Consider the following 23,580-nt stretch of genomic DNA (forward strand, 5'->3'; position numbering starts at 1 on the left):
GGAACGTGAGTTGCCGCCACTCTCCGGGCTACGGAAAGTGGCGGCAACAGCGCTCAAGGCATCCTTAACGCGCCTTAATTTACAAAGATGCGAGAGCGTCGTTCCAGGTCTTCGAGGGGCGCATCACGGCGGCGGCGAGGGCCGGGTCGGGCTGGTAGTAGCCGCCGAGGTCGACCGGGGAGCCCTGTACGGCGATCAGTTCGTCGACGATCGCCTGCTCGTTGGCGGCCAGCGTCTCGGCGAGCGAGGTGAACTGGGCGGCGAGGTCGGTGTCGTCGGTCTGCTTGGCCAGCTCCTGGGCCCAGTACAGGGACAGGAAGAAGTGGCTGCCGCGGTTGTCGATACCGCCGACGCGGCGGGTCGGCGACTTGTCCTCGTTCAGGAAGGTCGCGGTGGCCCGGTCGAGAGTGTCGGCGAGGACCTGGGCCTTCGCGTTGCCGGTCGCCTGGGCCAGGTGCTCGAAGCTCGCGGCGAGGGCGAAGAACTCGCCCAGGCTGTCCCAGCGCAGGTAGTTCTCCTTGACCAGCTGCTGCACGTGCTTCGGCGCCGAACCGCCCGCGCCGGTCTCGAACAGACCGCCACCGGCCATCAGCGGGACGACCGACAGCATCTTCGCGCTGGTGCCCAGCTCGAGGATCGGGAACAGGTCGGTCAGGTAGTCACGCAGCACGTTGCCGGTCACCGAGATGGTGTTCTCGCCGCGGCGGATCCGGTCCAGCGAGATCTTGATCGCCTCCACCGGCGCCAGGATCTTCAGGTCCAGGCCTTCGGTGTCGTGTTCGGTCAGGTACTTGGTGACCTTGGTGATGATCTGAGCGTCGTGCGCGCGGGTCTCGTCCAGCCAGAACACGGCCGGGTCGCCGGTCGCGCGGGCCCGGGTGACGGCCAGCTTGACCCAGTCGCGGATCGGGTCGTCCTTGGTCTGGCAGGCGCGGAAGATGTCACCCTGCTCGACATCCTGCTCCAGTACGACGTTTCCGTCGCCGTCGACGAGGCGGACGACGCCGGCCGCCGCGAGCTCGAACGTCTTGTCGTGCGAGCCGTACTCCTCGGCCTTCTGAGCCATCAGACCGACGTTCGGCACCGAGCCCATGGTCGCCGGGTCGAAGGCGCCGTGCTCACGGCAGTCGTCCAGGACGACCTGGTAGATGCCCGCGTAGCTGCTGTCCGGCAGTACGGCGAGGGTGTCGGCCTCGGCGCCGTCCGGGCCCCACATGTGGCCCGAGCTGCGGATCATGGCCGGCATCGACGCGTCGACGATCACGTCGGACGGCACGTGCAGGTTGGTGATGCCCTTGTCCGAGTCGACCATCGCCAGCTTCGGGCCGTCGGCGAGCTCGGCGTCGAAGGAGGCCTTGATCGCGTCGCCCTCGGGCAGGCTGGCGAGCCCGTTGAGGATGCCGCCGAGACCGTCGTTCGGGGACAGACCGGCCTTGGCCAGCGTCTCGCCGTACTGGGCGAAGGTCTTCGGGAAGAAGGCGCGGACCGCGTGGCCGAAGACGATCGGGTCGGAGACCTTCATCATCGTCGCCTTCAGGTGCAGCGAGAACAGGACGTCGTCCGCCTTCGCCTGGGCGACCTTGGCGGTCAGGAACTCGCGCAGCGCGGCCACGTGCATGACGGACGAGTCGACGACCTCACCGGCGAGCACCGGGACCGACTCGCGCAGCACCGTCGTCGTACCGTCCGCGGCGACGTGCTCGATCCGCAGCGAACCGTCGGCCGCGATCACGGTCGACTTCTCGGTGGAACGGAAGTCGTTCTCGCCCATGGTGGCGACGTTGGTCTTCGAGTCCGGGCTCCAGGCGCCCATCCGGTGCGGGTGGGTCTTGGCGTAGTTCTTGACCGAGGCAGGGGCGCGGCGGTCCGAGTTGCCTTCGCGCAGTACCGGGTTGACCGCGGAACCCTTGACCTTGTCGTAGCGCGCCTGGATCTCGCGCTCCTCGTCGGTCTTCGGCTCGTCCGGGTAGTCCGGCAGCGCGTAGCCCTGGGCCTGCAGCTCGGTGATCGCGGCCTTCAGCTGCGGGATCGAGGCGGAGACGTTCGGCAGCTTGATGATGTTGGCTTCCGGCGTCTTGGCCAGTTCACCGAGCTCGGCCAGCGCGTCCGCGATCCGCTGGTCCTCGGTCAGGTACTCGCCGAAGAGGGCGATGATCCGGCCCGCCAGCGAGATGTCGCGGGTCTCGACCCCGACACCGGCCTGCCCGGCGTACGCCTGGATCACGGGAAGGAACGAGTACGTCGCCAGCGCGGGGGCCTCGTCGGTGTGGGTATAGATGATCGTCGAGTCAGTCACAAGCCCCACCTTAATGGGCCCCTGGTCCCGGCCTGCCCGCACGTGGGCAGGCTCACGCCGCTGACCGTGGTTGGGTGGGTTGGGGGTCAGCGAACTAGCAGAGCTCGTCTGGGTGCGTGAGCGTGATTCCGGCGGCTTGGGTGACCGCGGTGGCGAAGGTGAGGGTGTCGATGGGGGAGGAGGCTGCCACGGTGGCGCCGGTCAGCGACGACAAGCCCTTGGCGCCGTCCCAGGTGCAGTCGACGAACAGCGCTCCGGCGGCCTTGACCTGGGAGAACTCCGCCCCGCTCAGATCACACTGCCGGAAGACCGCCCCGGTCAGGTCCGCCGACACGAAGTCCGCATTCTGCAACCGGCAGTCGGAGAGCTCGACGCGCTGGAACTTCGCGAACCGGAACGACGCGTAGTCGAGCAGGCTGTCCCGCACGGTGGTGTGCTGCAGGCTCATCCCCGGCCCCGCGAACCCGGTCATCCGCGAGGACACGATCGCCACCCGCGTCACCGCCGCATCCGACCACCGCGCGTTCGCCACATCACAGTGCAGCAGCTCGCTGTCCACCAGAATCAGCTTCTCCAGATCCGACCCGGCCAACTTGCCCCGCGTCAGCCGGCACCCGCCGATCTCCAGGTGCTCAGCCTCCAGATCACTCAGATCCACGTCCTCCAGCCCCAGATCCAGCAACCGAGTCTCATCCTCGATCACCTCCGGCAGCACCGAATCCAACTGCCCCCGCACCCGAGGCACCGCAATCTTCCGAGAACCCATCCCCGAAACCTACCCACCCCCACCGACAACCAGATCCGCATCTGATGGGTTGACCCACGAGGTTATGGGTTCTGTACTCGCATGCGGGTGCAGAACCCACAAGCGGATGGGGGAACCCATCAGATGGCGGCCACCGTGGCGGGCGCGCCCACCAGACGCTTCCCGGATGGGGCCGGTTAGGGGGTGCGGAGGGAGTGGGTGGCGGCGCCGATGAGGGCGGCGTGTTCGGTGTCGGGGGTGGCGACTACGTCGAAGGGGAAGACGTCGTGGACGAGGTCGAAGGCGCCGGAGATGGAGCCGCCGAGGACGGTGCGGGTGACGCGGAAGCGGTCGATCCAGGGGGTGAGGGCTTCGGCCAGTACGGCGAAGCCGGCGCGGAGGGATTCGGCGGCGGCCGGTTCGCCGGCGCGGGCTCGGTCGGCGATCTCCTTGACGCCGATACCGGGTTCGTCGGAGCCGGTGCGGGCGAAGTAGCGCTGCAGGAGGGCTCGGCCGGAGATCGAGTCCTCCAGGGGGTGGCCGTCGTAGTCGGTGCGGTAGAGCTCACCGCCGGGCGGGACACTGCCGCCCTCGCGAACCACGTGACCGTCCGCGAGGAACGCCGTACCGATGCCGGTGCCGACGGTGACGCCGGCGCAGCGCTCGACGCCACGGGTGAGGCCGGCCGTCCACTCGCCGACGGTGAAGGCCTCGGCGTCGTTCACGAACACCAATCGATCCAGGTCGAGCTCGGAACGCAGCGCGTCGCCGAGCGGGAAGCCGTAGAGCGCGTCGAACTTCGTCTGCCCCTGGTACCAGCCCACGCCGGCGGTGAAATCGAACGGCCCGGGGATCGCGATCGCCAGCCCTTCGAGCGTCGGCAGCTTGCGCGCGGCTGCGGCCAACTGCCCGACCACCGCCTCGGCCGCCTGCTGTGAAGCCAGATCGATCCGCTCCACCACCTCGACCCGCCACCCGTCCGGCGCTACCACCGCCGCGGTGACGTGACTTCCCCCGACCTCCAGAACCGGCACATCCATGCGGCCATCATCCATGACATAGGACGTCTGACGCGATCACCAGGTCCCGCGGCTGATCATGTACCCGTCCGGCTGGTACGACGCCACGCTCACCAAGGGCTGTGGGCCGGGCCATGGGGCTTGCTGGACGACTCGGTAGACGTAGTACGTGCCGGCGATCTCGGCCTCACCGAACGGAACGACCGTGGCGAACGTGGTCTGCTTGATGAAAGAGGGGAGGAGCTTGTCGCCGGAGTTGCCGACGGCGACCAGAACCTTCCCGCCGTCGCGGACGTAGACCCGGCCCATCACCGTGACCACCCTGTTCCTGGGGTTGATCGGAGTCACGCGGACGACGATCCCCTTGCGCTGGGCGAGCGGGACGAGCGCGGTCGGTGCCTCGGGCTGGGTGAAGCAGTAGGCGACCCGGTCCGGGTCATTGGGATCGCGCCGCAGGGAGGCGGAGCCGTAGCCGTCGACGATCGTGGTGATCTCCGGCCAGCCCCAGGAGTCCTTGCCCAATCGGCGGCCGCTCGAGGTGTCGCACTGTTTGTAGGAATCCTCCACGCGCCCAGGCAGACCGGCGACCGGGGCCTCGTCCTCCTGCAGGATCAGACCGGTACCCGCGGTCAGCACGACGAGCGCGGTCAGCACGGTGGCCGCGACCCGGAGGTTGCGGACCCGGTTCCGGCGTCGGCCGGCGGCGAGGATCGCGGCCGGGTCCGGGGCGAAGTAGTGGTCGGAGCGGTCACTCTCCCGCTCCATCAGGGCCTTGAGTTCTCGGGTCATGTCAGCCTCCCAACCCCGGCGAGTTCGGAGAAATGAGCCAGTGCGGGATTTTCGCGCAGCTTCTCCAGCGCACGCAGGGTCTGGCTCTTGACTGTTCCGGGACGACAGTCGAGGGCCAGGGCGGTCTCTTCGACGGACAGTTCGTCGAAGTACCGCAGTACGACGCACGCGCGCTGACGGGGTGGTAGGGAGGCGAGGGCCTGGGTGATCACGAGCCTGTTCTCCAGTACGCCGAGGGGGTCGGAGTTGTCCTGCTCACCCGTGAAATAGGTGTCACCGCCGACCACCTCCTGACTGGATTTGCGGCGGAGTGCGTCCATCGTGGTCGAGACGACCACCTTGCGGGCGTACGCGCTGACGCTGCCCTTGCGCTGGATACGGCCCCAGATCCGGTACAGCCGGATCAATGCCTCCTGGGTCGCGTCCTCGGCCCGCCGCCAGTCTCCGCACAGCAAGTAGGCGGTTCGGCACAGAGCGTTGGCCTGATGGCGCACGAAGTCCACATAGTCCTGTTCGTCAGCACTTTTCATACCCCGCCCTCCCCACCCATGCAGCACAAACGTGCTCACCCCCGCCTCCGGTTGCACGATGCGGCACACTTTCTTTCGTGCCTGAATTCATGGTCGACGGCGTGCGGGTCACCTATCACGTTCACGGGACCGGACCGGTCTGTATTGCCCACTCGGGCGGGCCCGGCGTGCACTGGCCGTACCTGCGGATGCCGTATCTCGAGGACCGGCTGACGATGGTCTACATCGAGCCGGTCGGGACCGGGAGCTCCGATCTGCTGCCGGGCGGCGACTACTCGATGGAGGTCTACGCGTCGTACGTCGCCAAACTGGCGCAGCACCTCGGGGAGTCCAAGGTGTTCCTGCTCGGGCACTCGCACGGCGGTTTCGTCGCGCTGCAGACCGCGCTGGACTTCCCGGAGCTGCTGAACGGCGTGATCGTCTACGACTCGATGGCGTACAACGGGCCGGAGCTCGGCGCCCAGGCGTTCGCCAACGTCGAGAAGTACGTCGCCTCCCGGCCGGAGGGTGATGCCCTCGCGACCCAGGTACTGGACGCGTGGAACGCCTCGCCGGAAGGACATGACGAGCAGGTCGACGTTCTCGCGCGGCTGCTCCCGGTCTACTTCAAGGACTTCGAGGCGATCGATCCGCAGCTCACCGAGTGGAAGACACTGCTCGACATGACGGTCGATCCGGCCCGCCAGAACGACCAGTGGGACATTCGCCCGCGGCTCGGTGAGATCGCCGTACCGACGCTGGTGATCGTCGGGGTCGCCGACTTCATTTGCCCGGTCAACTCGGCCCAGGAGCTGGCCGACGGGATCCCGGGCGCGGAGCTGGTCGTGCTGAAGGAGAGCGGGCACTTCGGGCACGTCGAGGAGCCCGGGATCTTCCGCGATATCGTGCTGAAATTCGTCGCCACGCACTGAGGGATCCGGAGCCCCTGGCTAAAACGTAGAGTTGTTTCATTAGGCCAGAGGGAATGAGGACACGTGCGCGCCCAAGCCGGTACGACGTCCATGACGACATCCGCAGTCGCGGCGCTCAGCGTCGTGGTCGCGGCGGTCGGTCACGTGCTTGCGGGCGGCGGTCCGATTCCGCTGGCCGTGGTTGCCCCGTTGCTGGCGTTGACGGGTGTCTGCTGGCTGCTGGGTGAGTACCTGGCGGACGAGCCGGTGCTGGTGGCCGTCGTACTGGCCGGAGTGCAGCTGTTCGTGCACGTGACGCTGGATTCGGTCCACCACCCGATGCCGATGTCGTCCGGGATGGGCGGCAGTGTGCTGATGACGTTCACGCACCTGGCCGCGCTGAGCGCCGGGGTGCTGGCGGTTGGGCGGGCTCACGAGTGGGGCCGGCGGGTGGCCGGGATCCTCGCGCGGTTGTGGCCGGTGGTTCCGGTTGTCACGGTGGTGCGGCCGGTGAGCGCCGTACAGGTGGTTGTCTCGTCGACGCCGCGGATCGTACGGCGGTGGGTCGGTTCGAACGTGTCGCGGCGCGGACCGCCTGTGGTCGGAGTGGATCCAGTTCTGCTCTGACCGGCCGCGTCCTTCGTGGTCGGGTCCGCCCCATGTGATCACGAAAGGTTCTTACTGCCATGTCCAAGAAGATTTTCCTGCGGGCCGGAGCGATCGCCGCCGCGTCCATGCTCGTGCTGGCCGGTGCGTCCGGTTCCGCGTCGGCGCACGTCACCGTGTCGTCGCCCGACGCCAAGCCCGGTGGGTACGCCAAACTCGTCTTCCGGGTACCGACCGAGTCCGACAACACCTCCACGACGAAGCTGGTCGTTTCGCTGCCGAAGGACACGCCGTTCGCGCATGTCGGTGCGCAGGTGAAGGACGGTTGGAAGGTCGAGAAGACCACCGAGAAGCTGGCTGCGCCGGTCAAGGTCGGGGACGTGACGCTCTCCGAGGCGATCACCACGGTGACGTGGACGGCGCTGAAGGGTGGGATCCCGGCGAACGACTTCGACGAGTTCGCGTTGTCGGTCGGACGGTTGCCCGAGAAGGTGGACTCGCTGAGCTTCCCGGCGGTGCAGACCTACAGCGACGGCGAGGTCGTCAAGTGGGACGCCCCTCGCACTGAGGGCGCCGAGGCCCCTGAGCACCCTGCTCCCGTCTTGAAGCTGGCCGCCGCCATCACCCCGGTCGCTGCGGCCACCGACACTGAGAAGAGCTCGTCCGACCCGCTGGCCCGTGGTCTCGGTGGCGCCGGCCTGCTGCTCGGCCTGATCGGTCTCGGCCTAGGCCTCCGCCCCCGCAAGGCGGCCGCCGAGAAGGTGCAGTCGTAATCGTGCGTCGTCTCACCGCTGTTCTCGTAGCGTCGCTGCTGGCCCTGGTGATCTCCACCGGGCCGGCCGCGGCGCACGCCAAACTAGAGTCGATGACCCCCGCCGACGGCTCCTCGATGCCCGCCCCGCCCACCAAGGTCGTCCTCACCTTCAACGAACCGGTAGGCAGCAACGGCACCCAGATCCAGGTCAAGTCCCCAGCCGGCGTCAACGTAGCCACCGGCGCCCCCCAAGTCCTGGACAGCACCGTCACCCAGCCCGTAGGCGCCATGATCGAAGCCGGCCGCTACCAAGTAGAAGCCCGAGTAGTCTCCGCCGACGGCCACCCCATCACCGTCAGCGCCTCCTTCACCATCACCCACGCCGGCCACGCCCCCGACGCACCCCCGGTCGACCCCACCGCCCAACCCCCCAGCAACTCCAACACCGTCACCGTCGTGGCCATGTGCCTGGTCATGCTGGTCGTAGTAGCCCTAGCCATAGTCATAGTCCGCCGCCGCCCAGCCCGATGAACCCACACAAGAAGCAACCAAAGGCGGCGCCCCCACCCTCGCCACCACCGTCAGACCCGAAGGCGGTAAGGGTGCACCCGCCTGGCGCCGAGCCTCAGCCAGCCACCTCACCTCAGCCAGCCACCTCACCTCAGCCAGCCACCTCGCCTCAGCCCACGGCCGAGGCCCTCGCCACGCCCCCTCCCGCGACTGCCCCTTCAGATCCGGAAGCGGTGGGGGTGCAACCGGGTGGCGCCGGGCTGAGGGTGGTTGCCGGAGGGATCGCGGCGGCGGTCGTCGTACTGGTGATTGCCTTGGTGGTTGCTGGTGGTGCACCTCAGCGGGCTCCTGAGGGGTTGTTAGGGGCTGGATTGCCTTTGTCCTGGTCGGTTCCCGCGTTCCGCCTGCTGGCCGACGGAGCCGCGATCTGGGTTGCGAGTGGTGTGCTGACCGCCGGTTTGTTGCTTCCAACAAGTGATGTCGTCCGGGCCTGTCAAGACGCGGCAATCGCGGCCGCCATCTGGGCAGTGGCGAGTGTCGGCGGCCTGATCGCCTCAGCAGCCGTGATCCTCGGCATCCCGCTCTCACACCTCGCCGAGCACGCGTCGATCGCCGGCGAGCTGACCCAAGTCCGAGCCCTCGCCATCTCCGTCGTACTGACCGCAGTCCTAGCCGTAGTCCTCAGCGGCGTCCGAACCATCCGCGGCGCCCGCATCGCCCTAGCCCTGACCGCCCTGGCCCTCATCCCACCCCTCCTAACCGGCCACGGCGCCATCGAGCGAACGACGATCTGGTCGGTGACCGCAACGACCTCCCTCGTCATCCACGTGTTCGCCGCAACCGCCTGGATCGGCGGACTAGCCGGCGTACTGCGCTATGCCCGCACCCGTGCCGCCGTCGAACGCTTCAGCACCCTCGCCCTCACCTGCGCCATCGCAATAGGCATCACCGGCCTCCTAACCGCCGAGATCCACTTAGGCGGCCGCGCCGACGGCTGGGCCCTCATCACCCAATGGGTGACCACCGGGTACGGCGCTCTCGTCTTCGCCAAGACCGTCGCTTTCGCAGCCCTCGTCTACGTCGGCTGGCGGCACCGCCAGTCCACCCTCCCGAGCCTGGCCACCGGCAACCCAGCCGCCTTCCGCCGACTCGCCATCGGCGAACTCCTCCTGATGGCAGCAACAGTCGGCCTAGCCGTAGCCCTCTCAAGAACCCCCTGACGCGCGCGCACTCGGTGATATGTCAACAGATGTCCGTACACTGGCTCAATGACGGAACCACGCTGGCTGGACGCGCGCGAGGCGCAGCTGTGGCAGGCGTACCGTGACACGCAGCGGGAGCTGACCCGGGTCCTGGAAGGCCGCCTGATCAGCAACTCCGGTCTGTCCGGAGCCGACTACGCCCTCCTGCACCCTCTCTCCACAGCCGAGAACGGCGTCCTCCGAACCCGCGATCTCGGTCGCTCAGTCGGCTGGGAGCGGAGCCGACTCTCCCACCAGGTCAGCCGGATGGAGAAGCGCGGTCTCGTCTGCCGCGAAGAGTGCACCTCGGACGCCCGCGGCTCGATGGTCCGCCTCACCGACCTCGGCCGGAAGGCAGTCGAGGCCGCCGCGCCCGACCACGTCGAGGCTGTCCGGACCTACTTCTTCGACCACCTGAGCGCCGACGAGCAGCAGCAGCTCACGACGCTGTTCGAGCGCGTCCTGCACGGGATCCCCACCCCGGCCTGCCCGGCCGCGGAGTGCGACGACCCGCCCGCCGACTGCACCGAATAACCCCGGCCCGCCGCCGCTCCCGGAAGAGACCTCCGTCACAGAGAAGTTGACATGTCACCCCGACTGAGTATTTTGGTGACGCATCATCAAAACTTTCTCCCGTGAAGGAATCTCATGCCCAAGATCGCGATCATCCTCGGCAGCACCCGTCCGGGCCGGAACGGCGAAGCCGTCGCCCACTGGGTTCTCGACCGCGCGAAGCAGCGCAGTGATGCCGAGTTCGAGCTGGTCGACATCGCGGAGTACCAGCTGCCGCACCTCGACGAGGCCTACCCGCCCGCGATGGGCCAGTACAGCCAGCCGCACACGCTGGCCTGGGCGGAGAAGATCGCGTCGTTCGACGGCTTCGTCTTCGTCACCCCGGAGTACAACCACTCCACCTCCGCCGCGCTGAAGAACGCGATCGACTTCCTCTTCGCGGAGTGGAACGACAAGGCGGCCGGCTTCGTCAGCTACGGCTCTGTCGGCGGCGCCCGCGCGGTCGAGCACCTGCGTCTGGTGATGGCCGAGCTGAAGGTCGCCACTGTCCGCGCCCAGGTCACCCTGCCGCTGGCCACCGACTTCGAGAACTACTCGAAGTTCACGCCGCTCCCGCACCAGGAGCCGGCTCTCGACGTCACCCTCGACCAGGTCATCAGCTGGTCAAACGCCCTCGCCACAGTGCGTACCGCAGCCGCCTGATCGGTACTTCACCCGGATGGGGGAAGGGAGGGGATCCCCCATCCGGGGGAAGATTTTGACGTGGGTTGAAGAGGGTGCGATGGGCAACAGCCCGTGCGACGGTTGCCGGGCACGGAGGCAGTGCTCATGCGGAGAATCGCCGCCCTGGTTCTGGCAGGTGTCATCGGTACGTCGGCTCTGGCCGTCCCCGCGGAAGGTGTCTCGGTCGGAGGTGCTGTGCCGAATCAGACGGTACGAAATCTCGCGGTCGGTGCCACGGCAACCGCGAGTGACAGCCTCACCAAGTTCGAGCCCCACAAGGCGATCGACGGCAACAGTTCGACGTACTGGGCCGCCTCGAACGGCTCGATGCCGAAGTGGTTGCGGGTCGACCTCGGTCGCGTCCGTCAGCTGACTTCGGTCGAGCAAAGCTTCAAGGATGTGGACACGCACTCGTTCCTGATCGAGGCGAGCGTCGACGGCAACGGTTGGACCGCGTTGCTGGATCGGCGTGCGGGGACTCGCGGTCACGTGTTCACGCAAGCGGTGACCGGCTCGTACCGATATGTGCGGCTGACGGTCACCGGTTCGGCCGGCAATCGCTGGGCCGGCAGTACCGAGTTCGCGATCAACGGGTACGACGACGAGCCGCGCAATCTCGCTCGTGGTGTCTCGGCCACGTCCTCGTCGCTCGGTCCCGGTTACGAACCGTTCAAGGCGGTCGACGGCGACCCCACGACGTACTGGGGTGCGGAGAAGCCGGATCTGCCGCAGTGGCTGATGCTTGACCTGGGCAACGATATTGCGGTCAGCCGGATCGAGCAGTCGTTCGTGGACAACGACCGCTGGAAGTTCCGCGTCGAGGGTTCGCGCGACAAGACCACCTGGCAAACCCTTATGGACAAGGACGAAACCGGCCGCGTCTTCGGGCAGGACCTCACTGGCACCTATCGCTACATCAAGCTGACCGTGCTCAGCAGCGGCGCCGGTCATTGGGCATGCAGTCAGGAGCTGAAGGTCTTCGGCTCCGGTGAGCCGGTCACCACCAAGTGGTGGGAGGACCGCTCGGGTGTGATGCGGTTCTACCCGATCTGGCAGCAGCTTCGGCTGGATGCGATCACCGCCCAGCTCGACACGCTCAAGGCTCGCGGCTTCCGCGCGATCGAGCTCTCGCCGGTCAACGACGGCGACCGCGATCTCTGGGCCGGTCTGCCGGTGATGGATCTCTACACGATCGATCCTGATATCGGCACCATGCAGGACTTCGAGGAGCTGCTCGCCGCTGCGCATGCCCGCGGCCTGAAGGTCATCATCTTCACGAACCCCGGTTACGCATCGATCAACTCGCCGTACTTCCGGAAGGCCGAGGACGACTTCCGCAACGGCGTGCAGAGTCCGGAGCGATCGTGGTTCGACATCCGCAAGCAGCCGGGGGACTACCCGGAGAAGTGGCATTACAGCGAGCGTGCGCAGGGCTACTACTGGGGGACGTGGGACAAGAAGGCGCCGTCGTTCAACTACTCGAGTCAGGCCTGGCTCGACAAAGCTCGGCACTACCTACGGTTCTGGATGGACAAGGGCATCGACGGGATCGCCCTCGATGCGCCGAACGTCTACCACACGTCGACTGTCGAGAAGAACAACTACGCGATCACCGACGTCCTCCGGAACTACGACACGTTCATGAACGGCGAAGGCGTCCGCGAGCCGACGTACATCTACGACTGGCACTACAACAGCTTGCAGGACTACCAGATCACACAATGGGGTATCCCGCCGGGCCAGGGCAGCAGCGCGGTCCTGAAGGCGATCGACTCCGGTGATCCGAGCGGTCTCGAGGACACGCTGAAGGAGTACCGCGACCTGATGGTGAATGCCGGCGGCATCACCCAGACCGCGCCGAACTGGGGCCGCGTGAACTACCCGGTCGACGGCCGGCTGCTGGAGATCGCGATGCTGACCACGATGGGCACGCTGTTCTACCTGCACAACGACTACTACACGATCCTGCCGGACGAGCAGGAGATCCCCGACTGGACGCCGGAGCAACGCGCGATGCTCGACAAGCTGATGCGCGCCCAGAACGCCTCACCGGCACTCGCGCCGCTGGGTCTCCGCGTCCGCATCCCGACCAACGACGACCACAAGTACTACGCCTACAAACGCCTCAACAAGGACGGTACGGCGAAGGCGCTGGTGCTGCTCAACTTCCGCAACACCGCGCAGACCGTCTCGGTCGACCTCACCGGCACCGGCATCGCGACCTCGCAGACCCCGACAGATCTCGTCGAGTCGAAACCCGGCCCGCCGATCAGCGGTTCGACGTACCAGGTCCGCCTCCCAGCCTTCGGCTTCACGGTCCTCTCGGTGCAGTAACCGATCCACCCCGAATCCGTTGGGCGAAGCCACCGCGAAGTCCTCGTGCACATCCTCCCCAAACCGCTTTGGGGAGGAAACTCGGCACCCACTGGCACCAGCGTGCGCTCGCCCAGTGGGCCCCGGTGGGCGCGTTTCAGTGTGCGGCGCACGGTGGGCTCAGTGGTGGGGGCGGACCTAGAGGCCATCACAAGTGGGTTCGGTGGGGCGAGTTGAGGCTCGTGGTGGCGGTAGCTCGGTGATTGTGATGGCGTCTGGGTTCGGGTACGGCGACCACCGGCCCGCCACCCTGCTTTGAGCGACGCGCCGTCGCGATCGGACATCCGGCGTACCGCGGTCGCCCACTGCGCCTGGTGACGGGGAGTGTTTGGCGGTGGGATGTCTCAGACACGCCGTTACGGAGAGCAGTCGGTGGGGTGCGGCGGAAAGAATGAGGGCGTCCCGTTCAGATGCGCGCTGAATTGACAATCGTTTTCACTAACGTGAGGATGGTGCGCGTGTCCAATGCGCTGAATCGACGTGGATTTCTGGGGCTGGCCGGTGCGCTGGGGGTGGCGGCGCTGAGTGGTTGTGGTGGCGGTAGTTCTGCGTCGTCGCAGCCGAAGGCCGGGGGGCGCCTGCGGGCCGTCTATGCCGGCGGCGGGGCGAAGGAGGTGCTCGATCCGCACGTCCAGAGCCTGTTCGTGGACATTGCCCGGCACAAGGCGATGTACGAGAAGCTCGTCGAGCTCGGGCCGGATCTGAAGCCGGTCCCGCGGCTCGCGGAGAAGTGGGAGCACGACGGCAAGGCGCTCACCTGGCGGTTCTCGCTGCGCGACGCAACCTTCCACGACGGTAGCAAACTGACCGCCGAGGACGTGCTCTACAGCTTGGCCCGGATCGCGGATCCCGCCGTACCGGATCGGGTCGCGCAGTCCTCGCTGGCAACGCTCGACCTGCGGCGATGTAAGGCGGTCGACCCAAGGACGGTTGAGCTCGTGCTCGCCGCGCCGAATGCGGAGTTCCCCGCGTTGCTGGCTGGCATTGGGACGCAGATCGTGCGGGACGGGTTCAAGGACCCGACCAAGCCGGTCGGGACCGGTGCGTTCAAGTTCGTCTCGTTCGAGGCCGGGCGCTCGATGGTCGCGAGCCGGTACGACGATTACTGGGACGGTACGGCGAAGATCGAGGAACTGCACGTCTTGTCGGCCGACGCCGAGGCGCGGGCGAACGCCGTACAGGGTGGACAGGCTGAGTATGCGAATGACATGACCGCGACTTTTGCCCGGACTGCCGAGGCTGGGAAGTCGGTGCGGATCGTGGCCGCGAAGGCGAGCACGATGCAGGCGTTTGTGATGAAGGTGGACCAAGCGCCGTTCGACAATCCTGATGTGCGGCTGGCGTTCAAGCTGCTGGCGGATCGGCAGCGGCTGGTTGACGTCGTACTGGCCGGGCGGGGGACTGTCGGGAACGACCTGTTCGGCAAGGGGTTCCAGTACTACCCGGACCAGTTGCCGCAGCGCGAGCGGGATGTCGACGAGGCCAAGGCGCTGTTGAAGAAGGCGGGGCTGGTGAACAAGGAGATCGAGATCTTCACCGCCGATGCGTCGGCCGGGTTCGTCGAGGCGGCGACGTTGTTCTCCGAGCAGGTCGCCGAGGCCGGCGTGAGGCTGAAGGTGACGACCGGGAGTCCGCAGACGTATGCGAAGGACCTGCTGACGAAGGGTGCCATCGGCAACCATCGGTCGGGGGCGATGCCGATCCCGCAGTACGTGACGGATCGGTTGTTGTCGAAGTCGCCGTTCAATGTGACGCATTGGCGGAAGCCGGCGTTCGATGCGGCCTTTGCGGCGGCGCAGGTGCAGACCGACGAGACGGCTCGCGCGGCGTCGTACGGCGAACTGCAGCGAACCTTGCACGACGACGGCGGGATACTGGCTTGGGGTCTGCCCGACTACCTGGTCGCGGTTTCGCCGAAGGTCCAGGGGGTGGAGGCGGTGCCGCCGAACACTGTGGACTTCGGCCGGTTCGACAAGGTGTGGCTGGCCTGAATGCGGTCGTACGCCGCTGGGCGGGCCGCACTCGCCGTCGTCCAGCTCGCGGTGCTGTCCGTACTGGTCTTCGTGCTCACCTCGTTGTTGCCGGGGGATGCAGCGGACCTGCGGTTCACCGAAACACTGTCGCCGGAACAGGTCGCGCGGTTGCGTGAACAGCTCGGGCTGGATCAGCCTGCGCTGGAACGGTTCCTGCACTGGTTCGGTCAGGTGCTGACGGGTGATCTCGGTACGTCGCTGATCAGCGGTGGGCCGGTGAGCTCGATCGTGCGGGATTCGGTCGGGGCGACGTTGGTGTTGACGTTGGCGACGCTCGCTGTCGTGATCCCGTTGGCTGTTGCCCTGGGCATCTTGATGGGAACTCGGGAGAACGGTCGGCTTGATCGTGCGATTACGTCGGTGACGCTGGCGTTGAGCGCGATCCCGGACTTCGTGATCGCGGTCGTGCTGGTTGCGGTGTTCTCGTTGAAGCTCGGCTGGTTACCGGCTACCTGGATCGGTGGTTCGTTGCTCACGTCCCCGGTTTTGCTGGTGCTGCCGGTGACTGTCTTGCTTGGGCGTACGGTTTGCCTGCTGTCACGTCAGGTCCGCGCCGGCACGATCACCGCGCTGAACGCGGACTACGTCGTCCAGGCGCGCCGACTCGGTGTGCCGCGGCGACGGTTGCTACTCCGCCACGTGCTGCCGAACGCCGCCGTACCAGGTGTGCAGGAGCTGGCGCGAACGGGTGACACGCTCCTCGGCGGAGTCCTCGTGGTGGAAGCAATCTTCGCCATTCCCGGCTTCGCGACCGCTTTGGTGGACGGCGTGGAAACCCGTGACATCCCAACAGTCCAAGGCCTCACGCTCGTCCTCGCCATCGCCGCCTTGTTGATCAACCTCGCGGCCGACCTCGTCTGCAACCGCTTGGTCCCCCGAACGGAACTCCTCCGATGAGGGCCCGCATCCCGTTGGCCCTCTCGGTGGTGTTAGTGGTCGTGCCACTGGTCATCGCTCTCGCCGGCCCACTCATCTCCTTGGACGTTAAGCCGGGGCTGCCGTACTCCGCGGACGGCGTACTCGGGACCGATGGGTTGGGCCGAGATGTCCTCGGGCTATTGCTGGTCGGCGGTCGAACGGCTCTCGGTATGGCGTTCGGTGCCGTCCTGATCGCGTACGTCGTCGGCGGTCTGATCGGCCTGGTCGCGGCGTCAACCCGACATCGCTGGCTCGACGAGGTCCTGATCCGACCCCTCGACGTACTGCTCCCACTACCGTCGTTGCTGGTCATCAGCGTAGTAGCCGTCGGCTGGCAGGCTTCCGCACCCGCAATCACCCTGGCCGTTGCCATGGTCAACGTCCCAACCGTCGCCCGCTTGGTCCGAGCCGCCGCCCTCGACGCCGCAAGCTCACCAGTAGTAGAAGCACTCCGCATGCAACGCGAGTCCTGGACAACCATCCAACTCGGCTACATCGGCCGAGCAGTCGTAGGCCCAGTAGCAGCCGACATCGGCACCCGAATCACCCTAGCTGTCTTTCTAGTAGCCTCAGTCAACTTCCTAGGCCTAGGCCTAAGCCCAACCGCATCGGACTGGGCCGTAAGCGTCTCCCGCAACCGCGAAGGACTCTTGCTGCAACCCTGGTCAGTCCTAGCCCCCGCCCTCCTCCTAGTCTCCTTCACCCTAGGCTTCAACCTCCTGGCCGACCGCCTAGTCCACCAATCCCACCGCCAACCGGTGAGCCCCACATGAGCGCGTCGGAAGGCGTCTCGCAACCGGGCGAAGGCGCGCCCACCTCAACCCAGCCCACCCCACCCACGAACGCGCCACCTGCGGCGACCGGCTCACCCCACGACACCTCGACCACAGGCGCGCCGCCCGCGACCGACTCCACCGGCGACACGCGCCCGCCCTCCTCAGCACGTGAGGCTGAGTCCACGGCGCCGCACGAGGACACGGGCGCGTCACCGGGGGCTCCTACCTCAACCCAGCCGGCCTTGGCCACGGAGGCGCTGCCTGCGAGTGACTCCTCCCGCGACACCACGCGTCGGCTCGCCTCACCACGTGGGGGTGAGTCCACGGCGCAGCACACGCCAACCCCGAGCACGTCGCCTGGCGCGCCCGCCTCAACCCAGCCCGCCCCAGCCACGGAGGCGTTGCCTGCGGGTGACTCCTCCCGCGACACCGCGCGCCTGCCATCCTCACCACATAAGGGTGAATCGGCGGTGGTTGCTCGGGTGTGGGGGTTGGGGGCGTCTGCCGGGGCTGTGGTGTTGGTGGATGGGGTGGGGTTTGAGGTGTTTGCGGGGGAGGTTACTGCGCTTGTCGGAGCATCGGGTTCAGGGAAGACGACTTCGGCGCTGGCGTTGTTGGGGGAGAGTGGGAATGGGGTGCAGCTTGTAGGGCAGGTGGTTGTCGACGGGGAGACTGTTGTTGATGGCAACGGGCCTACGGAGGCGGCTGCGCGGCTGAGGGGTCGGGTGGTGGCTTATATGCCTCAGCATCCTGGGAGTGCGCTCAACCCCGCCCGCCGCGTGGGGGCGACGTTGCGGGAGTTGGAGCGGTTGCATCATCCCGGTCAACACGTGGTGCAGGACGCGTTGCGGGGTGCTCAATTGCCGGGGGATCGGGAGACACTGAGGCGGTTCCCACATCAGTTTTCGGGTGGGCAGCGGCAGCGGGTTGCGTTGGCTCAGGCTTTGACTTGTCGGCCGAAGGTGTTGGTGCTGGATGAGCCGAGTACCGGGCTGGACTCGATCACTCGGCTGCAGTTGGCGGGTGAACTACGACAGCTTGCCGAAGGGGGACTCGGCATCTTGCTGCTGAGTCACGATCTCGGTCTGGTTCGCGAGCTCGCGACCCATGTCGTCGTACTGAATGCCGGCCAGGTGATCGCCACCGGCGGCACCGACGTCCTCCCGCAAAGCTGGGAACCGCAGCCGACGGGAACCACCACCCCCGGCAAACCGTTGCTCCAAGCAATGAACCTGTCCGCGTCGATCCGCCCCCGCGGTCGCATCCCGGTCCTGCACAACGTCGATCTCACAGTCGAGTCAGGCAGCAGCATCGGCGTGGTCGGCCGCTCCGGGAGTGGCAAGACGACGCTCGCCCGCTGCCTCGCAGGCCTCCACGAACGCAGCACCGGCAAACTCCTCCTCGACGGCGAACCGCTCCCGGTCCTCCGCAAGCGAACCCGCGAACAGAACCGCCGCGTCCAATACGTCTGGCAGGAAGTCCGCGGCTCCTTCGACGAACGTCGTCCGGTCGACCAGCAAGTCGCCCGCACCGCGCAACGCCTCCGCGGCCTACCCCCGGACCAGGCGCAAGCCGAAGCCGTGTCCACCCTCGCGAGACTCGGTGTCTCCGCGATGACGGCGGCTCGTCCGCCGAGCCGCCTCTCCGGTGGCGAACTCCAGCGCGCCGCGCTTGCAAGAGCGGTGCTCGCCGAACCCGACGTACTGATCTGTGACGAGATCACCACCGCGCTCGATGACGACGGTACGGCGCTGGTGGTCGACCTCCTTACTGAACTAAAGAACCGCGGTACTGCGCTGGTCTGGATCGGGCACGACCTCGGTCTGGTCGCGGCGGTCACCGATCACGTGCTGGTGATCGACGACGGCCGCATTGTCGAACAAGGCCCACCTGCAACCGTCATGACCGAGCCCCACCACGAACTGACCCAGCGGCTGGTGAGCGCAGCCCGCCTGGGTCGGACGGAACTTCCGCCAACGTTGCCCACTGCCGACACGAGGAGCGAACCGCGGCGATGAAGTCTGCGCGACTGCACGACCACCTGGCGGAGGCGATCAAGGACCCGGACCCGATCAGGGTCGGGGACGACCTGATCTGCCTGCGGTTCGAGACCATGAAGGTGTACTCCGCGCTCGGCGCCGTCCGGCATCTGCTGGAGACCGGCGTAGTCCGACCCGGCGACACACTCATCGACAGCTCCAGTGGCATCTATGCCCACGCCCTCGCCCTGGCCTGCCACCGGTACGGGATGCGCTGTCACATCGTCGGTTCGACCACGGTCGACCGGACGCTCAAGATCCAGCTGGAGATCCTCGGCGCGACCGTTGAACAGGTCCCGTCGTCGAACAACCTGCACCTGGACCAGAACCTGCGCGTCCGCCGGATCAGCGAGATCCTGCGGGACAACCCGTCGTACCACTGGATGCAGCAGTATCACGACGACATCCACTACCTCGGGTACGGCGCTGTGGCGGACCTGGTCGCGGATCTCGTGCCGGACGGGCCGCTGTGCCTGGTCGGTGGGGTCGGGACCGGGGCGTCGACCGGCGCGATCGCGGAGTACCTGCGGAATCGCGGCCGGGACGTGAACCTGGTCGGCGTCCAGCCGTTCGGGAGTATCACGTTCGGTGCCGGGCATACGAAGGATCCGGAGATGATCATCGCCGGGATCGGCAGCTCGATCGAGTTCCGCAATGTGCGGCATGAGTTGTACGACCGGTTGCACTGGGTGTCGTTCGACTACGCGATGTCGGCGGCGGTCGACCTGCTCCGGACCTCCGGGGTGTTCGCCGGGTTGTCGGCCGGCGCGGCGTACCTGACCGCATTGTGGGAACACACCTGTGACAGCGCGCGGACGCATGTGTTCTTGGCGGCCGACACCGGCACCCGGTACGTCGAGTCTGCTTTTTCCCGTCATGCCGAGGCTTTGCCGATGGCGTCGATGCGACCGCGCGAGATCGACTCGCTGGATGAGCTCGCGGTGCCGTGGTCGGCGATGTCCTGGGACCGCCGGGAACCGGCCGTGAGCCGTCGCGCAGAGTTTCCATCCGCGACCCCGTCGCATTAACGTAGGTCAGGTGACGGGGTATGTACTGCTGGAATCGTTGTTCACGGCCACCGAGGTCGAGCGCCTGCGCGGCGTCGCCGAACAGGTCCATGCCGAGGTCGTGTCCGCGGCCGAAGCCGGTGAGACCGACGTGACCGTCTGGCCGGACGGACACCGGCTGGAGAAGGTTCGCGGTACGACGATCCACTGGGAACCGGATGCCGTCGGCAAGGCCGTCCGCAGCCTGTCGCCGGTCTCGCAGTTGCATCCTGCGTTGGACGCCTTGTGGGACGAGCCCCGGCTGGTCGACCCGATGAGCACATTGATCGGGGCAACGGCCGGCCGCTTCGTCGCCAAGCTGAACTTCAAGCGGGCCGGGGTCGGCTCGGAGTTCGCCTGGCACCAGGACTTCCCGTACTGGTACTGCTGCGCCGGCGACGCCGCCTACGACATCGCCACCGCAATCGTCATGCTCGACGACAACACCATCGCCAACGGCGCCATGACGCTCATCGAGGGAAGTCCCGCCGACGGCCCAGTCCGCCGCGACGCCGACGAACCCACCGGCCTCCTCGTGGACCCCGCGGCCGTGGACATGTCTCGTGCGGTGACTGTCGAAGCACCTGCGGGTTCGGTCCTCATGTTCCCGGGGCTGATGGTCCACCGCTCGGCTCCCAACCGTACGGCCACGGATCGCCGTTCCCTCCTGTACTGCTTCCAGCCCGCTGGTCGTCCCGAGCTGTCCGCCCTCACCTACGACCCCGAAAGGCTGGCCCGCCTGCCATGACCGACCCCAAGCTGCCTCCCGCCCCTCCCATCAGCGACGCCAAGCTGCCTCCCGCCCCGAGCGCGGTTGCAGAGCTCACCTCCGCGGTCCTGTCCGGCAACCACGGGCCCGAGCCCGCTGGCCTCTCCATCACCAGCGCGTTCTGGTTGCACAACACGACTCGCCTCCCAGGCGCTGACGTCACCTATCGCAACTACTACGTGCTGCTGCGCGTCGGCGAGGTCTTCGGTGCGTGCGCGTTCGAATCCGATGAGGTCGACCCGTCGTACTGCGCGGACACGTCCGGTCGCACCGTTGCCGACGTACTGCGTTCCGACGACCCGTTGCCGATTCGTATCGCCGCGCTGGACGCCTACCTGGCCGCCGTCGAACCACACCACACCGCGGACGCTCACGAGATCGTCCTCCCGGCCGGTACGCCGGACGTCCGCGCCCGGGCACGGGATGCCGCCGTCGCCGGACTGCTCGATGTTGCCGCAGGCACCAAAGTTGCGTTGATCGGTGTGGTCAATCCCTTGGTGGACGCGATCACCGAGCGCGGCGGAACTTGCCTACCCTGCGACTTCAACCTCCGCGAAACCGCGTCCGGATTACCGGTATCGCGCGACATGCTCGAGGTGGTAGACCAGGCCGATGCCGTCGTCGCGACCGGAATGACGTTGTCCAACGGCTCATTCGACATCCTGCTGAGTCGTTGCCGTGAGCAAGCGAAGCCGCTTGCCATCTATGCTCAGACCGGAAGCGCCGTCGCCCGCGCGTTCCTCGGTTCCGGCGTCACCGCCCTCTCCGCCGAACCCTTCCCCTTCTCGCAGTTCTCCGCCCGCCCCACGTCCCTCTATCGCTACAGGATCGACGAATGAACACCCCACCCCCAGGTTCGTTGCCCGCAGCCCCCGTCCTGTCTCCAGGAGGCGGTGCCCTCCCGGCCCCCAACACTCCCGCCATGAACGGCGCCCCCCGCCCGGCCCCACGCCCGGGCGGCGGCGCCCCCGCGGAGGAGGTGCCGAGCGACTGGCGAATGGCTCGGCGGCTCTGGCCGTTCCTGCTGGCGTCGACCGTCAGTCTGATCCCGTTCACGGTGTTCGGCATGTACCTGGTGCCGATCGCGGCAGCGGCCAACGGGAACGTGGCAGAGATCGGCGGGCTGCGGGGGCTCGGTGGTCTGGCCGCATTGGTCGTCGGTTTCGCGCTGGCGCCGTTGATCGACCGGTTGGCGCGTGAGTTGGTAGCGGCCGGTGGGTTGGCGCTACTCGGCCTCTCCGCGCTATTAGGTGCCATCGGCAACGTTTGGGCACTGGCCGCGTTCTGTCTGCTGATCGGCGCCTCCACCTCGGTGCTCGCACCGTCGATCGGCGCCGCCGCGGCGGACCGGTTTCGGACGCCGGCCGCGGCAGGCCGCGCGGCGACACTGGTCTCCGCGACCACCTCGGCGATGGCGATGCTCGCTGCGCCGGTGCTCGCCGTACCGGGCATCTGGTGGGGTTGGCGCGGCAACCTGATCGCGGCCGCGGTGATCTCGCTGACTCTGTCGGCCGCGTTCTTCTGGCGTGGTCGCGGGCGGAAGGCGCCGTTGCGTGCTGATGGTGCACCACGGATGAGCTACCTCGCGACGTACCGCGAGCTCGGGCGGATCCCAGGCGCCGTACCGCTGCTGGTGATCGCGATGCTGCGGACCGCGGCCTTCATGGGGTACCTCGCCTACCTGGCCGCTTTCTACGACGAGAAGTTCGATCTGGCGCCCGGCTGGTTCGCGCTGGTCTGGTCGCTGAGTGGTGCGTCGTTCTTCCTCGGCAATCTGCTGTCCGGCCGCTACCTCGCCCTCGACCGGCCGTGGATCGGACCGGAGCGGATGCTGCTGCTCGGTCTCGGCGCCGCGCTGGTCAGCGTCTCGGCGTTCTACTTCTCGCCGACCATCCCGCTGACGTTGCTGCTGACCGCGCTGATGGGTGCCAGCCACGCGACCGTCGCCGCCTGCGTCACCACCCTGCTGGTACGGCGAAGTGGCGACCTGCGCGGGTCGGCGCTGAGCGTGAACGCGGCCGGGATGAGCCTCGGGACGTTCCTCGGCGCTGCGCTCGGTGGTGTCGGGCTCGGTCTCGGTGGATACCCCGGGACGGCCCTGATCTTCGCCTCGATCACCCTGATTGCGGTCGTTTGCGCGCTGCGCGTGCGCCGCTGAGCGATATATCGTTCCGTCTTATGGAGAATCTGCCCGACCGCCCGAACCCGCACGCGCACCTGCGCGCGTCCGACATCGACCGCGACCAGGTCGTCGACGTCCTGCGGGACGCGCTGATGTCGGGCCGGCTGACCCAGGACGAGCATGCGGAGCGGCTCGAGCAGACCCTGCAGGCGCGCACTCTGGGCGAGCTCGAGCCGATCACCAGTGACCTGCTCGTGCCGGACGGTCACCAGCCGCCGCTCCCGTCCGTCGCGCCGGTCCGCGCGGTGTCGAACAGCCCGGTTCCGATCGAGGAACCCGCCAACCCCGACGACAGCTTCTCCACGTTGGTGGCGATCTTCGGTGGCGTCGAGCGCAAGGGCCTGTGGCGGGTGAAGCGGCGTACGAATGCTTTTGCGGTGTTCGGCGGGCAGGACCTTGATATGACGGATGCCGTCTTCGAGGGGCGCGAGGTGACCGTCTGGGCGTTCGCGGTCTTCGGCGGAATCGACGTCACCGTTCCGGAAGGTGTCACCGTCCGCAACGAGGGCGTCGGCATCTTCGGCGGTTTCGCGGCCCACGGCAGCGACAACCCGCACCCCGACGCGCCGGTCGTCGTCGTCAAGGGCCTCGCCCTCTTCGGCGGCGTCGGCGGCCAGTCCGCCGCCAAGCGCCACAAGAAACGCTTCCGCGATGGCCACGGCCACGGCCACGGCCAACTCGGCCACTAGCCAAGGACACCGCCTCCGGCGGCGACAGTTCTTTTGGCACCGTCGGCGCGGGCGGAGATGGTCGGGCACCCACCTCATTCGGCAAGAGATGCGCGTGATGATGGTGGAGGAACGCAGCGGCGGGCGTTGGTGCTTGGGC

At 67.3% G+C, this 23,580-nt stretch carries 22 protein-coding genes; 17 read left to right on the forward strand and 5 right to left on the reverse strand.

Going from position 1 to position 23,580, the window contains the following annotated elements; all coding sequences use genetic code 11:
- Window positions 1-79 precede the first annotated feature (79 nt).
- The 5 genes from ABD231_RS04340 to ABD231_RS04360 all read right to left on the reverse strand — a co-directional run bounded on the left by ABD231_RS04340 (window position 80) and on the right by ABD231_RS04360 (window position 5,379).
- Window positions 80-2,296, reverse strand: a complete 2,217-nt coding sequence (locus ABD231_RS04340; protein ID WP_344145368.1) for an NADP-dependent isocitrate dehydrogenase — start codon at window positions 2,294-2,296, stop codon at window positions 80-82.
- 94 nt (window positions 2,297-2,390) lie between these two features.
- Window positions 2,391-3,062, reverse strand: coding sequence for a pentapeptide repeat-containing protein (locus ABD231_RS04345; RefSeq protein ID WP_344145370.1), 672 nt, complete (start codon window positions 3,060-3,062; stop codon window positions 2,391-2,393).
- A gap of 176 nt (window positions 3,063-3,238) precedes the next feature.
- Complete coding sequence (locus tag ABD231_RS04350) at window positions 3,239-4,081, reverse strand: ROK family protein (protein WP_344145372.1); 843 nt, start codon at window positions 4,079-4,081, stop codon at window positions 3,239-3,241.
- 36 nt (window positions 4,082-4,117) lie between these two features.
- Entirely contained in the window at window positions 4,118-4,849 is a 732-nt protein-coding gene (locus ABD231_RS04355; RefSeq protein WP_344145374.1) for a hypothetical protein, read from the reverse strand.
- Window positions 4,846-5,379: a SigE family RNA polymerase sigma factor gene (locus ABD231_RS04360; protein WP_344145376.1), complete on the reverse strand. Its 534-nt coding sequence runs from the start codon at window positions 5,377-5,379 to the stop codon at window positions 4,846-4,848. The genes ABD231_RS04355 and ABD231_RS04360 overlap by 4 nt, the downstream gene beginning before the upstream one ends.
- A gap of 77 nt (window positions 5,380-5,456) precedes the next feature.
- On the opposite strand from ABD231_RS04360, the gene ABD231_RS04365 reads away from it, so the two are divergent.
- The 17 genes from ABD231_RS04365 to ABD231_RS04445 all read left to right on the forward strand — a co-directional run bounded on the left by ABD231_RS04365 (window position 5,457) and on the right by ABD231_RS04445 (window position 23,441).
- Window positions 5,457-6,290, forward strand: a complete 834-nt coding sequence (locus ABD231_RS04365) for an alpha/beta fold hydrolase (protein ID WP_344145378.1) — start codon at window positions 5,457-5,459, stop codon at window positions 6,288-6,290.
- Between the two features lie 63 nt (window positions 6,291-6,353).
- Complete coding sequence (locus ABD231_RS04370) at window positions 6,354-6,896, forward strand: hypothetical protein (protein WP_344145380.1); 543 nt, start codon at window positions 6,354-6,356, stop codon at window positions 6,894-6,896.
- Window positions 6,897-6,955: 59 nt separating this feature from the next.
- Window positions 6,956-7,648, forward strand: a complete 693-nt coding sequence (locus tag ABD231_RS04375; protein WP_344145381.1) for a YcnI family copper-binding membrane protein — start codon at window positions 6,956-6,958, stop codon at window positions 7,646-7,648.
- A 2-nt stretch (window positions 7,649-7,650) separates the two neighbouring features.
- Window positions 7,651-8,160, forward strand: a complete 510-nt coding sequence (locus ABD231_RS04380; protein WP_344145383.1) for a copper resistance CopC family protein — start codon at window positions 7,651-7,653, stop codon at window positions 8,158-8,160.
- A 245-nt stretch (window positions 8,161-8,405) separates the two neighbouring features.
- Entirely contained in the window at window positions 8,406-9,359 is a 954-nt protein-coding gene (locus ABD231_RS04385; protein WP_344145385.1) for a copper resistance D family protein, read from the forward strand.
- A 48-nt stretch (window positions 9,360-9,407) separates the two neighbouring features.
- Window positions 9,408-9,914 carry a MarR family winged helix-turn-helix transcriptional regulator gene (locus tag ABD231_RS04390; protein WP_344145387.1) on the forward strand — a complete coding sequence of 169 codons (507 nt, stop codon included), beginning with the start codon at window positions 9,408-9,410 and terminating at the stop codon, window positions 9,912-9,914.
- Between the two features lie 114 nt (window positions 9,915-10,028).
- Entirely contained in the window at window positions 10,029-10,595 is a 567-nt protein-coding gene (locus ABD231_RS04395) for an NADPH-dependent FMN reductase (protein ID WP_344145389.1), read from the forward strand.
- Window positions 10,596-10,721: 126 nt separating this feature from the next.
- Entirely contained in the window at window positions 10,722-12,950 is a 2,229-nt protein-coding gene (locus ABD231_RS04400) for a discoidin domain-containing protein (protein ID WP_344145391.1), read from the forward strand.
- A gap of 488 nt (window positions 12,951-13,438) precedes the next feature.
- Complete coding sequence (locus ABD231_RS04405; RefSeq protein WP_344145393.1) at window positions 13,439-14,980, forward strand: ABC transporter substrate-binding protein; 1,542 nt, start codon at window positions 13,439-13,441, stop codon at window positions 14,978-14,980.
- Window positions 14,981-15,919: an ABC transporter permease gene (locus ABD231_RS04410; RefSeq protein WP_344145395.1), complete on the forward strand. Its 939-nt coding sequence runs from the start codon at window positions 14,981-14,983 to the stop codon at window positions 15,917-15,919. It abuts the gene before it with no gap.
- A gap of 41 nt (window positions 15,920-15,960) precedes the next feature.
- Complete coding sequence (locus ABD231_RS04415) at window positions 15,961-16,713, forward strand: ABC transporter permease (RefSeq protein WP_344145397.1); 753 nt, start codon at window positions 15,961-15,963, stop codon at window positions 16,711-16,713.
- A 524-nt stretch (window positions 16,714-17,237) separates the two neighbouring features.
- A complete protein-coding gene (locus tag ABD231_RS04420; protein ID WP_344145599.1) occupies window positions 17,238-18,734 on the forward strand; it encodes an ABC transporter ATP-binding protein in 1,497 nt (498 codons plus the stop codon).
- The gene (locus ABD231_RS04425; RefSeq protein WP_344145399.1) at window positions 18,731-19,783 is read left to right on the forward strand and encodes a pyridoxal-phosphate dependent enzyme; all 1,053 of its coding nucleotides are present in this window, start codon (window positions 18,731-18,733) and stop codon (window positions 19,781-19,783) included. The genes ABD231_RS04420 and ABD231_RS04425 overlap by 4 nt, the downstream gene beginning before the upstream one ends.
- A gap of 10 nt (window positions 19,784-19,793) precedes the next feature.
- On the forward strand, window positions 19,794-20,549 hold the full coding sequence (locus ABD231_RS04430) for a phytanoyl-CoA dioxygenase family protein (RefSeq protein ID WP_344145401.1): 756 nt from the start codon (window positions 19,794-19,796) through the stop codon (window positions 20,547-20,549).
- Window positions 20,546-21,409: a Rossmann-like domain-containing protein gene (locus ABD231_RS04435; protein ID WP_344145403.1), complete on the forward strand. Its 864-nt coding sequence runs from the start codon at window positions 20,546-20,548 to the stop codon at window positions 21,407-21,409. Before ABD231_RS04430 ends, ABD231_RS04435 begins: the two co-directional genes overlap by 4 nt.
- A gap of 83 nt (window positions 21,410-21,492) precedes the next feature.
- Entirely contained in the window at window positions 21,493-22,728 is a 1,236-nt protein-coding gene (locus ABD231_RS04440; RefSeq protein WP_344145405.1) for an MFS transporter, read from the forward strand.
- A 20-nt stretch (window positions 22,729-22,748) separates the two neighbouring features.
- On the forward strand, window positions 22,749-23,441 hold the full coding sequence (locus ABD231_RS04445) for a DUF1707 SHOCT-like domain-containing protein (protein ID WP_344145407.1): 693 nt from the start codon (window positions 22,749-22,751) through the stop codon (window positions 23,439-23,441).
- Window positions 23,442-23,580 lie beyond the last annotated feature (139 nt).

The organism is Kribbella yunnanensis (assembly GCF_039529655.1).
In the GTDB taxonomy this organism is placed as follows: domain Bacteria; phylum Actinomycetota; class Actinomycetes; order Propionibacteriales; family Kribbellaceae; genus Kribbella; species Kribbella yunnanensis.

Coding starts and splice junctions, on each gene's coding strand:
- ABD231_RS04345 (WP_344145370.1), bottom strand. CDS start 3,062: ATGGGTTCTCGGAAGATTGCGGTGCCTCGGGTGCGGGGGCAGTTGGAT.
- ABD231_RS04350 (WP_344145372.1), bottom strand. CDS start 4,081: ATGGATGTGCCGGTTCTGGAGGTCGGGGGAAGTCACGTCACCGCGGCG.
- ABD231_RS04355 (WP_344145374.1), bottom strand. CDS start 4,849: ATGACCCGAGAACTCAAGGCCCTGATGGAGCGGGAGAGTGACCGCTCC.
- ABD231_RS04360 (WP_344145376.1), bottom strand. CDS start 5,379: ATGAAAAGTGCTGACGAACAGGACTATGTGGACTTCGTGCGCCATCAG.
- ABD231_RS04375 (WP_344145381.1), top strand. CDS start 6,956: ATGTCCAAGAAGATTTTCCTGCGGGCCGGAGCGATCGCCGCCGCGTCC.
- ABD231_RS04390 (WP_344145387.1), top strand. CDS start 9,408: ATGACGGAACCACGCTGGCTGGACGCGCGCGAGGCGCAGCTGTGGCAG.
- ABD231_RS04395 (WP_344145389.1), top strand. CDS start 10,029: ATGCCCAAGATCGCGATCATCCTCGGCAGCACCCGTCCGGGCCGGAAC.
- ABD231_RS04400 (WP_344145391.1), top strand. CDS start 10,722: ATGCGGAGAATCGCCGCCCTGGTTCTGGCAGGTGTCATCGGTACGTCG.
- ABD231_RS04405 (WP_344145393.1), top strand. CDS start 13,439: ATGGTGCGCGTGTCCAATGCGCTGAATCGACGTGGATTTCTGGGGCTG.
- ABD231_RS04410 (WP_344145395.1), top strand. CDS start 14,981: ATGCGGTCGTACGCCGCTGGGCGGGCCGCACTCGCCGTCGTCCAGCTC.
- ABD231_RS04425 (WP_344145399.1), top strand. CDS start 18,731: ATGAAGTCTGCGCGACTGCACGACCACCTGGCGGAGGCGATCAAGGAC.
- ABD231_RS04435 (WP_344145403.1), top strand. CDS start 20,546: ATGACCGACCCCAAGCTGCCTCCCGCCCCTCCCATCAGCGACGCCAAG.
- ABD231_RS04440 (WP_344145405.1), top strand. CDS start 21,493: ATGAACGGCGCCCCCCGCCCGGCCCCACGCCCGGGCGGCGGCGCCCCC.
- ABD231_RS04445 (WP_344145407.1), top strand. CDS start 22,749: ATGGAGAATCTGCCCGACCGCCCGAACCCGCACGCGCACCTGCGCGCG.